Genomic DNA, 14594 nt, shown 5'->3' with positions numbered 1-14594 from the left:
CAAGTTGAGATTGCCCGACAACGCTGCGCAATGTTGTTTGCGAAAGCTGGGAAGTCGCCAATAAAAAGTCTTCTACCTCCACGATTGCCTTTTCGGCTTGAATTACACGGAAATAAACAACTGCATTAACTTTTAGTGATACATTATCTTTTGTAATTATATCCTGCGGCGGAACGTCCATAACTATTGTTCTTAAACTAACTTTAACCATTCTATCGACAATGGGAATTAAGATAATCAGTCCTGGACCTTTTGCACCGATTAACCTACCAAGACGAAAAATTACACCTCGTTCATATTCTCTCAATATTCTGATTGCACTTGCTAAAAGCAGAATCACAAAAATTGCTATCGTTAAAAGTATTGATGGATACACTTAAACCTCCTTAAAAAATAATTAAACCTTTTTTACCTTCAATGTTAGATTGTTCACTTCAACAACTTTGACACGGCATCCTTTCGGAATTTTTCCTTCTATACTCTCCGCATTCCATATTTCGCCGTGAATTTGAATTGTTCCATTTGGTTTTAACTCCGATACAACATTTCCCACTTCAAGCAGGATTCCTTCAGTGCCTGTAGTCGGTTTTCTACGTTGGGCTTTTATACCGAGTCCAACCGCAAATATGAAAAATAGTACCGTCATTACGACAATAAGGACTATAATCTGCCAAGATATTTTTACAAATTCCAACGTTGATTCATTATCTATTAGCATGATAGAACCTAAAATTAGTGAAATTGAACCGCCGACTGTTAAAAGTCCATGGCTGATGATTTTAATTTCTAAAATGAACAAGATGACAGCAAAGATTATAAGTGCCAATCCTGCATAGTTAATCGGTAAGGTATGGAAAGAATAGAAAGCGAGAATTATACAAATTCCTCCAACTATACCTGGAAATATCGAGCCAGGATTATAAAGCTCAAATAATAATCCGTACAATCCCAGCATGAATAAAATATAAGCGATGTTCGGGTCGCTAAGAGTATTTAATAGCTTTAGCTTAAAGCTCATTTCGTAAGAAATGATTTCAGCATTTTTAGAGTGTATCGCTTTTTCTCCATCAACCATCTCGACTTTTCTGCCGTCTAATTGTTCAGTTAAATCGTTAAGGGATTCTGCAACTATATCAATTACATTTTTCTTAAGAGCTTCCGATTCGGTAATAGAAAGGCTTTTTCTAACAGCATCTTCACCCCACTCAATGTTACGTTTTCTTTTTTCACTTATCGTTCGAATAAAAGCCGCGGCATCATTAGTGGCTTTTTCCATCATAATTGAATCTTGCTGACCCTCGAGCGTCACAGGGTGTGCCGCTCCAATGTTCGTTCCCGGAGCCATTACAGCGATATGAGCAGCCATAGTTACAAAAACGCCGGCTGATGCAGCCTGCGAACCTTGCGGATGAACATATACTACTATTGGGATTTTTGATTGAAGAAATTCCGTAACAATTACGCGGGTGGATTTTAGCAGTCCGCCTGGTGTATTCAGTTTGATAATAACACACTCAGCTTTATCATCAATAGCGGCTTTGATCCCCTCGTGTATGTACTCTGCGGAAGCAGGATTTATTGCACCATCAATTGTCAACAAATAAATTTTATACGGTTGTGATAATGCAACAATTGGTATGCTGAATATAATTGCGAACAGAAATTTTTTTACCATAATTACTTAGTTCGTTACTATCTTAAGTTATTCAAAAAATATTCTGGAATCAAGGATTCTATCGTTTACGGTTCTTTTCACAAATTCCAATCTAAGATTTTATTGATGCTTTTTTTGTGTGATGATATTACAAGATCGGTTTACACTGACTAGTACTAGGAAGAAATCAAAAAATAGTATCGGTTATACCATTACATAAAATTGACTTTATATTGCATCCAACAGAATAATATCATTCCTTCTGTTCGACGCCGAAGAGAAATCGGAAGTGAGATTTTTCTTTTTAAAGTTGCATAATTTGACCAAGGGACAGTTGAAACATTCAGGTTTTTTTGGTTTGCAAATCGTACGGCCTAAAATAATTAAATTCGTATGGAATTCGTGTGCAATACCGTAGGGTAAAATTTTGTCCAAAGCATAAAAAGTTTTTTCAGGGGTTGATCCACTTACTATACCAATTCTGTTTACAGTACGAAATACATGTGTATCAACAGGGCAAACGTTCCTTTGCATTCCAAATAAAAGTACACAAGATGCAGTCTTTACGCCAATTCCTTGAAGCTTTGTTAACTCAGAAAGTACTTCTTCGTTAGATAAATCGTTGAGAAATCCTAACGAGTAATGTTGATTTATGTTTACGAGCCACTTAAATAACTCTTTAATTGTCTTAGCTTTTTGCCTACTCAAACCAGCAATTCGAATAGTTCTTGCAAGCTGTGAGATAGATGCTTTTTTAATATCCGCCCAAGCAGGAAATTTCTTTCGAAGGTTATGATAAGCTTTAAGCGAATTCTTGTCGGATGTGTTTTGAGATAAAATCGTTGCAATGAGAATATCGAGTGGCTTAGAATCAAGCTTACGTTTTGGTTTTCCGAAATGTTCTAAAAGTCTTGAATTAACCTTTAAAACAAAAATGCCCAACTTTTTCATTTTATTTCAAAAACAAAGTTGGGCATTGAAAAAAAAATTAATTCGTTTAGAATTGTATCGTCAGATCAAAAAATTGCACATTTTTCAATCTATTAAAGTCAGCATAACCATAATTGAAGGACAATCCAATATCGTTTACGATTGGATATGAAACACCGAATCCGAATGTTAATCCTTGTTCACTGTCGCGCATAAACAGTGATTTATAACCGATTCGTGCAAAGATCATTCTATTAAAATTGAATTCGATACCGGAGTTAACATATTCAGTATTATCGTTTGGATGAACTGCATCAATAGCCGCAGTCGCTGTGAATAAATTAGTTCGAATAATATCCATTCCCAAACCGATCCTAAAGGTCAATGGAATGTCATAGTAATTCATTCTGTACTCTGCAGGCACATTGTTCGCACCGGAGTTTGGATTTGAGTTTGGATCAACATTAATGTAAATATCTCTCCCATCGAGCCGCATCTTTGTACCAAAGTTGGTGATGCTTGCACCGATTTTCAACCCGTTGAACGGAGTCGTGTACATCGTCCCGACATCTATCGCAAATGTATTAGCAGACATATTCCATATTGCTTCACGAATATATTTTGCAGTGAATCCAATAGAGAAGTTATCTGTAAGATTTCTTGCATAGGTCAAACCAAGAGCAAGCGAGCTTGCATCCCAAACTCTTCCATCTCCCTCGGGATTTTCAAACGTACGGACTTTATCCTCAGGTACTCTGAATGATGTAAAACTAAATCCAAGCGTTCCGAGATCTCCGATATTGATCGTTAATGCTGCAAAATCATAAGCCATATCTGCAAGCCAGTTTGCGTGATTGAAAGCGACTGCACCTGTACCATAAATTCTTGATACACCGGCAGGATTCCAATAAATAGAATAAATATCATTTTCCATAGCAGAAAATGCACCAGCCATTCCGATTGCACGAGCGCCTGCACCTATTTTCAGAAATTGAGCTGCAGTTGTTGCAACTTTGGTTGTGCTCCTATCGAGCTGAGCATTGGAATAATTACTTCCAATGCCAATTAATAGAAGCAGAGTTATTAAAACTTTTTTCTTCATTTTATATCTCCAAAGAGTTTTATTTCAAAATCTATTTAATGACTGCAAATCTGCCAATTTTTTCACCTATTCCTGGTGCATCGACATGATAGATGTAAACGCCATACGCGATTCGTTGTCCCTCGTATGTTAGTAAATTCCAACCAAGTATGCTTGAGTCATCATTCTTATTAAGCGTTTCAACTAATTCACCTGTAATTGTGTAGATACGCACAGTACATTCACGCGGAAGATTCCTGAATTGAAGCTGCTGTTCACCACGCCGATTAGGAAGTTTCGCTGGCTCTTCCGCTTCGGAGAACGCAATGTATGGATTAGGTACTACATAAACATCGGATAAAGCGGCCTTTGCAGTTGTCTTATCATACGTTTCACCTTTAGTCTTAAATGAATAAATATCCCCCTTCTTAAATGGTTTCGTTGTTCTCAAGACATAAGTATCACCGGCTTTAGGATAGATTGGTGTTGTACCAGTACTCGGTAAATTAAAATCGATTTGATAAGCAGTTCTGATTCCTGATCGAACTCTTGGAAAGAAAATGATATTTTCACCTGGGTCCCATTTGTTGTTATTCCGTGTGGATGCAATTCCCTCAAAAATAAAATAGTCAGCTTTTCTCCCAAGCATTGTATCTGCTGTAGTAATCGTTATTTTGAATGGACAAATGAGCGGTCGATTTATCGGTTGAGATAAAACCGTGTCGCCTGGAATGACAAATTTACCATCGGCAGTTGTGTCCATACTAGTAAATTCAAGCTTGAAATCTAAATCAGTCGGAAGATGAGGTGCTGAACCACTAACAGTTCTTGGAACCCAAAGAATTGAATCCTTAAAATTATTAGCTCTTCCAGGAAGCCAGCCAGAATTTTTTCTATCCACTCCCAGAGTATCCTTAGTAACAAAAATTCTTAATCCATCAAATGAAGAATTACCATCTTCTCCCTTTACAAATTTACTTTGATAAACGGGATAGTACTGATAAGAGATAGTGAACGTTTGGCCTGTTGGCAGATCGTTCTTTGCATTTCCTTTGATCTTTCCCGTTAAAGAACTCACACTATACTTTGATTGAGGAACAACATTGCCTGAAGCATCTTTTACAATTACGCTGCTCAATACTATGTTTTTATTTGATAAGTTTACAAATACTGTATCCTTCGAAATAAATTTATCTGTCACACCAGTATAATTGAGAACATCATATGCAAGTGAATCGGTAAATTGAACCTGAAATTCACTTTGGTCTCTAACTGTTTTACTATCATAAACCTTTAAATTTATTTTACCAGTCGATATTCCTTTTTCTCTTTTTACGTTGGCTGCAAGACCCGCAGAAATTGTGCCATCTGTGGGAGGACCGGGAATAATCTCTAATGTATTTGATTCGAACCTTAATTCGCCTGTTATAGGATCTTGAATAATTACAGCTTGACTTTCAGTTGGTGGAAGTTCTTTACCGGGTAAAAGTGAACCGCCATCATAAGACACTATTGCGTAATAATATTTTACTCCGTTAAGAACTGTTGAATCAACATACTCGTGAACTAAACCCGTGTTTGTGCCAAGAAAATACTTGACACCTCTTCCGGCGTATTCAACAGGATGGAATCCTGACAGAGAATCGTTTAAATCGAATTGAGCATATTTGCTCTTGTTCGGATCGAATAATGCTTCACCAAGAAATGGAACGCCATTACCGTCTGTGATCTTGAACACATCTGCAAATTTAGGATCTTGGCTGCGGTAAATTTTGTAACCCTGAAAATCTTTTAATTGAGTAAGTGGATCAAGCGATTCCTCTGCGCGAGTATCCCAATAAAGTGTAACTTGCTTATTTCCCGGAACTGCTGTTACAATCGGTTTTGCAGGCGGCTGTGCGAATCTGTAATCCGCTTCAACAATTCTTGTTGATGTTTCTGCGTTCAAAACTAAATCGTTTAAATTTTCTCCAAACAAAATGCACATTGAGAATCTTTGTGTTTCACCTGATTCAAGTCTGAAGGGACCAGTGCCAAAATTAAAAATATTATCACCTGGTTCATTCAATAATTCTTGATTGACGTCAATTGAATCACTCGATAACCATTCCCACATTAGCGGATCATTTGCTGGAACGTTAGGAAATGTATTAGTATAAGTCACCGCATGGAAGCTTGTTAAACCTATTTGATCAGATTCAGAGATATCTCTTAATCCAAAATTAGTTTCAGAACCGAGCCATTTATAACCAGCAATTCTAATTTCAGAAATTGTTTCACCAGCATCGTATCTTCCATTGTCATTTAGATCTAAATACCATGCTTGTGTTGGTTTGCCATCTCCCTCGCCATAATCTGCACCTGGATAATTTGGTGAATCTGGACCAATTCCATCAACGCCAACATCGTCTCTTGCAGGGTCCCAATCACCATCTTCGTCTCCAGACCAGCGAGGTTTTGGAGCCCCATAAGTCGCTGTGTACTTTGCAACATCGGTTATTCCAGTAGTTAATGGATAAGCTACTCCATCAATGTAAAATCCTGCATCGTTGAATGGACTTTCATCTGTAATACCATCATCATCATTATCTTTAGCATCTGAATGTTTACTTGGACTTTCAAGGAATTTCCATCCGAAGTAACCGGCTTTTCTTCCACCATCACCTTTCATATCATCATCCCAAGCATAAACCATGCTTCTCGCTCGTTGAGGATACGGATCAGCAAGTGATCCAAGAGATGGAATAAAAAACGCTCTATCATCACCATAGTCACCAGGACCTCCAACGTGTGGATCACCATGCATACCAAAATAAACTCTTGGCAAAGTCTTTGGACTCACATTCGTCGTCTGGTAAACTAAGAAAATAATATCTTCAGCGAGTGGATTATTAAATTGAAGTACACGAACTTCCATATCCAATCCGAGACCTCTTTTTGTTGCATCATCTGGAAATGGATAATACGGAAATTCTGCATTTGTAAAATCATCTAAGACAAAATAAACTTCTTCGTCTGGTGCAGTAGCTTGATCACCAAGGAACGCAGGCCACAAATATTTTCCAGCCCCAGAATTATACCAACCTTCAGGCCAGCTATCGGGTTTGCCGTCACCATTATTATCTGTTGCATTCAATCTAGAGATTTCTTTTTGTGAAGGATCGACGTATCCATCCTTAGGCAGCCATCCCCATTTTATGGTGCCTGCTGGATTATAATCTCCCTGCAATGGACTGAATCGAATAAAAGAATCGTCTACGATCCGCAGTGTATCTGTTTTTGTATTTCCAAGTGTATCTGTGTAAGTAGAAACAACTTCACCGGCTGCTAGCGGGCCGAATTCAAATCCGTAACCGAGATTATTCCAAACCAAGTCTGCCACATTTCCGAGATAATTTGGGGCACAAATAGAACCGTAATTGAATAAAACCGTTTTGACTTTATTTCCTTGAATTATAGATTCTTTGATAATGTTTTTATTGCCGAGAGATTTCTGCAATGCATCGGCAGGCTTGCCATAAATGCGAAGTGCTTCTTCCTCGGTTAATTCCTTTATGATGTAATAGCCGTATTTATCTTTCTTCTGGGAAAATAAATTCGCAGATATGATCAATAAAGCCGAGATTAAAAAAACAATTTTTGATTTCATCAACTTTCTCCTAAAACTCTAATTAAAGATTAACGAGAATCCAACCCTAATTTCACGAGGTCGATTGACTCTCTCAGGTCTTAGTGAATAATATTCTTCTATTTCGTTCAGAGGCATTAGACCTGCATCACCACGTTTTATCCTCTTAATAATATCTGAAAAAACTATGGGGATATCTTTTTCTTCAATATTGGATCTCGATCTTCCTGATGACGCATAAACAAATAATTCATTTTCCGTATCGAATAGATTTTCGACTTGGCAGAATAACGAGAATTTCAAATTACCAAGCATGAAGAATTTTTCAAGTTTAAGATCAACATTCCATTGAATCGGTTGTCTTCCGCTTCCTTGCTCGAATGTAATATCAACTATATTGGAAGGGAAGACCGGCGTATAGGGAGTCCCGGTTTGCATATAACCAATCAATGATGCAGTCCAATCATTTTGTTTTGTGAATGCGACAGTTGCATTGATCACATGACTTCTATCGAAACTAAATGGAACAAGGTAAGTCTCAGACTGTTTCCCAGATTGTTCGCTAAAGAAAATTTCATCAGAAGGATAAGTTCTGTTTCCTTCCGCAAGCGAAAATGTATAATCAAGTGTTGCAGAGAAAAGGTCTCCTGGAGATCTTCGCTTTAATAACGATACTGTGACACCTTTACTGTTTGAATAAGCAAGATTAGTCAGAAGATAGAATCCTCTTCCTTCAGGTGTAAAAATTTGCTGAGTATAAATGTAATTGCTAACATCTTTATAAAATCCTGTCACATTCAATCCGAGATCTTCCATTAAAAGCTGCTGAAGTCCAAGTTCGTATTGAACACTTCTTTGCGGTTCAACATTCGGATTACCGAAAGTCGGATTCTCGCCAAAGTTCGCCACATAAAAATTCGGATTTGAATAAAGACTTGCCAATGACGGGACTTGATAAAAATGCCCATAAGAAAATCTGATCACACCAGCGTCTGTTATTGGATACGAGACACTAAAGCGCGGACTCAATCGGTGTTTCGGTAATGCATCGGCGATCCCTGGAGTGATCGCACCTGCTTTCAGATCACTTAAATCCCTGCTGACATATGGATTGTACTGCGCAGCAGGATCAAAATATTCGTATCGTAAACCAACATTGAGAATCATAGAAGAGGCAAGTTCTATTTTATCCAACAAATATACTGCAGCCTGGAATGGCTCTCTTGCATAAGCCGTATAGAGTGAAGTATCCGTTGGAATTTTCTGTACAATATTTAACGAATCATATAAAAGATCAGTGGGATTGAACGTAGTAAAATCACCAAACGAATTAATATATCCAACTTGAGTTGAAAAACTTTCTACGTTCAATTTGTGTTTCCTAATTTCAAATCCAAATTTAACTTCATGCACATTTAATAGTTGTGCGACTAAATCTCCTTTAATACCAATTGTCTCTGTCTTTCTATTGAATCTGCTTCTATCAGTGCCGCCAGCAAGAAATCCGGTATTCCCAATTCCGCGGGCATAGAGAGATGGCAAATATCGTGGATCAAGCGGATTTTCGTACAAGTACGATTTATATTCATTAACTCCAAACGATGCTTTTAAATTATAAAATAAATTATTTGATACTGTGTGTGTCACTCCAAAAGAATTAATATAACCACTGCTGTAATTTGTTCCCCTGCCGTCAGGATTAAATTTATATGCACGTTCATAATCTTGAGATTTTCCGTTATCAAGCACAAGTTCATATCTGAATTTTAAAGTTGAAAGTGGTTTGTAAACTAAGTTGCCTTGAAAATTAAATGACTTTGACCAGTTCATTGGAACAATTGCTCCATCACCAGATGGCATTCCGGTAGAATCTTTTGAATAAGGATTAAAGAAATAACTTGTGGTTGATGCGCCATATCTCGAATCGGATGAGCTGAAATTATTTCTTTCGAGATATGAATCTGTTGGATTGTATAATCTCACACCATAGAGCGATCCTTTAAAACTCTCATAAACCGAAGAAAGAAAGAACGAAAAATTATTCGGCAGAAATGGAAACGGTCCTCCGAGCGTAACTTCTGTTCTTGCACGGTTAAATGGATCGATCTCATCAATATTTGTAAATAATTCTTTCCGTGATGAGAGATAATCGCCGCCGTAAGCTTTGATGCTTGCAGTGTATCTTTGTGGACCTTCCTTTGTAACGTAATTCACTACTCCGCTTAAAGCATTTCCATACTCGGCACTAAAAGTTCCACTGGAAACTGAAACTTCTTGAACTGCATTTGTTGCGAGCCCAACTGATCTTCGGTTGCCGTATGGATCATTGAGAGTAACGCCATTTAAATTGAATGCGATTTCATTCCCTAAACCGCCACGAATATGAATGTCACCATCATTACCGACCACAACTCCGGCTTGTAATTTAATAACATCATTAATTTGATCGACCGGGAGTTCACCAATTGTCTCATCAGTGATTGAAGCAATTGGATTAGTTAAGTCCTGCCTTATCAATGGATTTCTTTCACCTTGAACAACTACTGCAGGCAGATCAATTGAACCTTGTGATAGAGTGAATTCCAATCGAGTTGTAAAATCAACATTCACTCTCACGTCGCGAATTGATTTTTTCATATAGCCAACAACGGATGCTGTGACTGTATGTACTCCCGGAGGAACATTTAAAATTACAAATTCTCCTGAAAGGTTTGTAGCCGCACCGAGTGAAGTGCCATTAATAATTACATTTGCAAATGGGATTGGTTCCTTGGTGTCAGAATCGATAACTTTACCGGCAATTTTTCCTGTATTGCCAGCAAATCCATTCTGGATCAAAATAATAGTAACAAACAAGAAACATGTGAAGATTTTTTTCATCTATAACCTCACAATGATTAATATTATCGATTTATTTTAATTAGTTGTAATATAAAAAAAACATTTAAGAAAATTCAAGAATAACTGGTTCGATTTTTGTAAAAATTCATAACTGTTGCAATCATTATCATGTTAGTCAAAAGAGCGCTTCCACCATAACTCACTAGTGGAAGCGGAATTCCGATTACCGGGACCAGTCCAATTGACATGCCGATATTTATAAATATATGCGTCATGAATATTGCAATAAACATTATTGTAACATTACTTCTAAAATCTGATTTGCTCAACTTTGCAATTCGAATCATTCTAAAAATTAATATCATAAAAAGCAAAAGAGTAAAAATTGCTCCAATGAAACCAAATTCTTCACCTATTACGCAAAAAATGAAATCAGTCCACTGTTCAGGGATAAATTTCAACTGTGTTTGGCTGCCTGACAAAAACCCTTTACCGAAGAAACCCCCGGATCCGACTGCGACTTTTGCTTGGATAGCATTATATCCGCTTCCGAGCGGATCACTTGCCGGATCAAGAAATGTTTGAATTCGTTTTATTTGGTGTGGGGATAAAATTCTTAGTGCATAATCAACAAAAAAGATTGCACTCAAATTTAAAATGAATACACCGGTTGATACAAAAAAATCTCTCTTAAAAAAGTAGAGTGCCGCGATTACAAAAGCTAGCAAGATTATTGCTGGGATAATACTGAAAATCGAAGAGAGACCAACAATAATCGGACTGACAATTACGAACATTGCAAATGCTGAGAGTCCCTGCCAAAATATTCCAACAAAAAATATTGATATAAAAACTAATGCAGTACCTAAATCTGGTTGTTTTAAAATCAAAACGAATGGAACTATGACCATTATAACAGCAATTAAGAAATGTCTTGGAGAATTAATGTTCACATTTCGCATAGACATATAATTAGCAAGAGCTAGGACTAATGCAATCTTTGCAACTTCAGAGGGCTGAAAATCTAAAAAACCTAAAGGTATCCAACTTTTCGAACCTGAGATTGTTTTCCCAATAACTAACACTGCGACTAAAAACAAAATCGACAATACATAGGAAGGGAATGAAAGTAATTGAAAATACTTCATAGGAAAAAAATAAACAATTAGAAAAACTACTAAGCTTGCAACTGTGACAATAATTTGTTTTTGAAAATTTACCTGGTTCGATTCAAAATTTACTGTAGCACTATAGATTGAAATTATACCGATCAAAATCAATCCAAGTGCTGCAAATACAAGTAGAAAATCAAATTTCTCAGAAATTGGAATTTCAACTTTATCTTCACTCTTCAGTTTTATTTGCTGCGAAAATAACGCCACTTCCTTTTTCTTTCTTTAAATAAAATTCTATTAGCTGCTTTCCAATTGGTGCAGCGACAGTACCGCCGAATCCTGCATTTTCTACAATAATTGCAATTGCAATCTGAGGATTTTCGTATGGTGCATAACCCACAAACCACGAGTGATCATTGCCATGCGGATTTTGTGCAGTTCCAGTTTTACCCGCAACATGGATGCCATCAATCCTTACCATACCAGCAGTTCCAGCTCCATTTACAACTAAAAATGTCCCTTCACGAACTATATCCATTACAGCTTTGTCAATTGGAAGTTTCTTTCCTTCGACCTTAATTATGATTTCCTTTTCTTTTGCAGCAGGATTGAAAAATTTTTTCACAGCATGAGGACGATACAATGTTCCACCGTTTGCGATCGCCGAAATATATGAAGCCATTTGCAATGGTGTCACACCTAATTCTCCCTGCCCAACACCAAGACTTACTATGTAGCCAGGCGTCCATTTTTTAACACCGTATATTTTGTTGTAATAATCAACCGAAGGCAATATTCCTTTGGTATCTTCAAGTATGTCAATATTAGTCTTTTTACCAAATCCAAACATATCTCCATATTTAGTCCATCTTTCAAAACCCATCTTTAAAATGAGACTGAAAAAAAACGTATTACAGGACTTTTCAATTGCAGTTTTCACATTTACCGAACCATGTACTCCCATACATTTATAGAAGTGATTTCCATAAGAGAATCCTGCCCCGCAATTATAAGTGTAAGACTCAGTAATCACTTTATCTTGTAAAGCTCCAATGGCAGACAACATTTTATAACACGATCCAGGTGGATATATTGAACTAGTAGCTCGATTAAAAAGAGGACGAGAATTGTCATTATTCAATTGCCTCCATACTTTCACAGGTGTCACACCTGAGAAATTTTTCAGATTAAAATCTGGTTTGCTTAGAAACGAAAGTATCTCTCCGTTTCGTGGATCGAGTATTACAATAGCTCCTTGCTTATCCAGCATCAATTCTTCGGCTTTTTTCTGAAGATTGCCGTCGATTGAGAGTTGAGCGTGATATCCCTGTTGAGGAATGATATCGTTGTTCCCTTCGTTAACTCGACTTATCTCTCTCCCATGTGCATCAATAAAAACGAATCTCTTGCCTTTTAAGCCTCTAAGATATTCTTCATAAAATTTTTCTAGACCATTGTGACCAACAAAGTCGCCAGGTAAATAATACTCTTGATTTTCCTTCAGCTGCTTATCAGAGATTTCTTTACAGTAACCAAACAAATGCGAAACTGATACACCGAATGGATATATCCTTTCCATATCTATTGTATAATCAACACCAAGTAACTGTGTGGCATTTTCTTCCAACCAGCTAATTTGTTTAAAAGTTAATCCACGTAAAATTTTTATTGGGATAAACGGAGAGTAACTTCGATTAGCCCGAAGAACATTTGCCATATATCCTTTTGGAAATTTAAAGTAACCTTCGATCAACGGGATTAAACTCTTATCGAATTCCTTTGGTGTTATGCGAAGTGTGTACGAGGGCTGATTATCTACAAGAAGATTCCAATTCCTATCATAAAAGACTCCTCTAAAGGGTTCAATTATTTTTTCTTTAACTGCATTCTTTTCTGATGCAACGGCATATTTTTCCCAATCGACAACTTGAAGCTGATACAATCGAAAACCGAGGAAAAGGAAGATTGTTACAATGACGATTGTAACAACTTTCATTCTTGTCTCAGAATTTAAATCTATAAATGTCATGTTTTAAAAAGCTTTTTTCCTGGTCTTAGTAAAACGATACTGCTTACCAACGTAGTATATAGAGCCGGATATAATCCATACGAAAATATTATCCTAAACAATGTTGGAATATCGATTGAAAATACAATTAAAGAATGAATTAAATTCTCAACGAAAGAAATTAGGAGAACTATTACAATAAATGTATAATTTCTTAAGACAATATCAACCTTATTTTCGTTATAAAAATATCCACAGATAAAAATAGCAATAACTTTTGACAATGAAGATGCTCCGAGCACTCCTCCAACAAACAAATCAAGAGTTAATCCAGCAAAGAAGGCAACAAGAATCCCGGTAACTTGACCATACGTAAGTGTTAAAAAAACTAGAGCGATAAGTACGAGATCCGGCTTGTGTCCATAAATCAAAAAATAATCCAGAACTGTGCTTTGCAATAAAATCAATAAAACGAAAATTGCAAACCACTTTAAATAAATTTTTATCACTCTACATCAAGCAAAAAATTTAACTTCTGTTTTTTAAGTAAATCAGGATTCTGTGGGAGAAGAACATTTCTAATATTGTCAACATCGACTGTAGTTTCAGCTTCTATATCAAAAAAACTCTCGCCACCCTCGTAAATGACTCTCTTCACATATGCAATTGGAATATCAGGTGGAAAAATCGTGCTGTACTGCGAAGTGTAAAATATATCTCTCTCCTTCACATCAGCAGACTTAGAGATATTCGTAATTGTGAATCTCTTTCCATTCCATTTGAGTATTCCTAAAGTTTTAGATCTCGAACTTTGAACACTGATATTCAACTCCAGATTGTTCAAAGTTTGAACGATAGACTCATCATCAGATACTAAATCTACAATTCCGACAACACCAGCATCTGTAAAAACGGGAGAATTAATTAGTATCCCGGAATTTTTTCCTGCATCAATAATGAATCTATTTTTTGCTGTTGATGAAATTTTTGATAAAATTTTTGCGGGAATAAAAGTGAGTTTATTCTCTTCCTTGAATCTTAAAAGTTTCCTTAGTTCAATAGCTTCTTCACGAGATGCACGTAGAGAGTTAAGCTCAGAGATCAAGTTAGAATTTACTCTCTGAAGATCTTCAACATCTTTTTTTAATGTGACAATTTGTTCGAATGGGAGTAAAATACTTTTTGCAATACCAAAAAAACCGATGGAAACTTGTCTTACAAATATTAATTGAGTTGATTTATTGAATGTGATCAGCAATAATGATGCGGTAATAAGTATTGACAAAATAATATAAGGACGGAAATCATTAATAAACCTAGCTAACCACTGTAACATT

10 protein-coding genes are annotated in these 14594 nt (G+C 36.5%); all 10 read right to left on the bottom strand.

Annotation, left to right across the window (positions count from 1 at the left end; genetic code table 11):
* Positions 1-376: slipin family protein (locus tag FJ213_05840; GenBank protein ID MBM4175679.1), on the bottom strand; the 376-nt coding region annotated here is incomplete at its 3' end.
* 21 nt (positions 377-397) lie between these two features.
* Positions 398-1675 carry a nodulation protein NfeD gene (locus FJ213_05835; protein MBM4175678.1) on the bottom strand — a complete coding sequence of 426 codons (1278 nt, stop codon included), beginning with the start codon at positions 1673-1675 and terminating at the stop codon, positions 398-400.
* Positions 1676-1882: 207 nt separating this feature from the next.
* Positions 1883-2605, bottom strand: coding sequence for an endonuclease III (locus FJ213_05830; GenBank protein ID MBM4175677.1), 723 nt, complete (start codon positions 2603-2605; stop codon positions 1883-1885).
* A 46-nt stretch (positions 2606-2651) separates the two neighbouring features.
* Positions 2652-3686, bottom strand: a complete 1035-nt coding sequence (locus tag FJ213_05825) for a PorV/PorQ family protein (protein MBM4175676.1) — start codon at positions 3684-3686, stop codon at positions 2652-2654.
* A 31-nt stretch (positions 3687-3717) separates the two neighbouring features.
* On the bottom strand, positions 3718-7314 hold the full coding sequence (locus FJ213_05820; GenBank protein MBM4175675.1) for a hypothetical protein: 3597 nt from the start codon (positions 7312-7314) through the stop codon (positions 3718-3720).
* An 18-nt stretch (positions 7315-7332) separates the two neighbouring features.
* Complete coding sequence (locus FJ213_05815; GenBank protein MBM4175674.1) at positions 7333-10173, bottom strand: TonB-dependent receptor; 2841 nt, start codon at positions 10171-10173, stop codon at positions 7333-7335.
* A 74-nt stretch (positions 10174-10247) separates the two neighbouring features.
* On the bottom strand, positions 10248-11516 hold the full coding sequence (gene rodA, locus FJ213_05810; protein ID MBM4175673.1) for a rod shape-determining protein RodA: 1269 nt from the start codon (positions 11514-11516) through the stop codon (positions 10248-10250).
* Positions 11479-13278 (bottom strand): penicillin-binding protein 2, encoded by a 1800-nt coding sequence (mrdA, locus tag FJ213_05805; GenBank protein MBM4175672.1) that lies wholly within the window; start codon positions 13276-13278, stop codon positions 11479-11481. Before mrdA ends, rodA begins: the two co-directional genes overlap by 38 nt.
* Positions 13275-13766, bottom strand: coding sequence for a rod shape-determining protein MreD (mreD, locus tag FJ213_05800; GenBank protein MBM4175671.1), 492 nt, complete (start codon positions 13764-13766; stop codon positions 13275-13277). The genes mrdA and mreD overlap by 4 nt, the downstream gene beginning before the upstream one ends.
* The gene (locus FJ213_05795; GenBank protein MBM4175670.1) at positions 13763-14593 is read right to left on the bottom strand and encodes a rod shape-determining protein MreC; all 831 of its coding nucleotides are present in this window, start codon (positions 14591-14593) and stop codon (positions 13763-13765) included. The genes mreD and FJ213_05795 overlap by 4 nt, the downstream gene beginning before the upstream one ends.
* Between the last annotated feature and the right edge of the window lies 1 nt (position 14594).

This window comes from Ignavibacteria bacterium (assembly GCA_016873845.1).
GTDB lineage: Bacteria > Bacteroidota > Ignavibacteria > Ch128b > Ch128b > JAHJVF01.
Note: the sequence above shows the minus strand (reverse complement) of the source record. Positions and strands in the feature narration are given on the sequence as shown.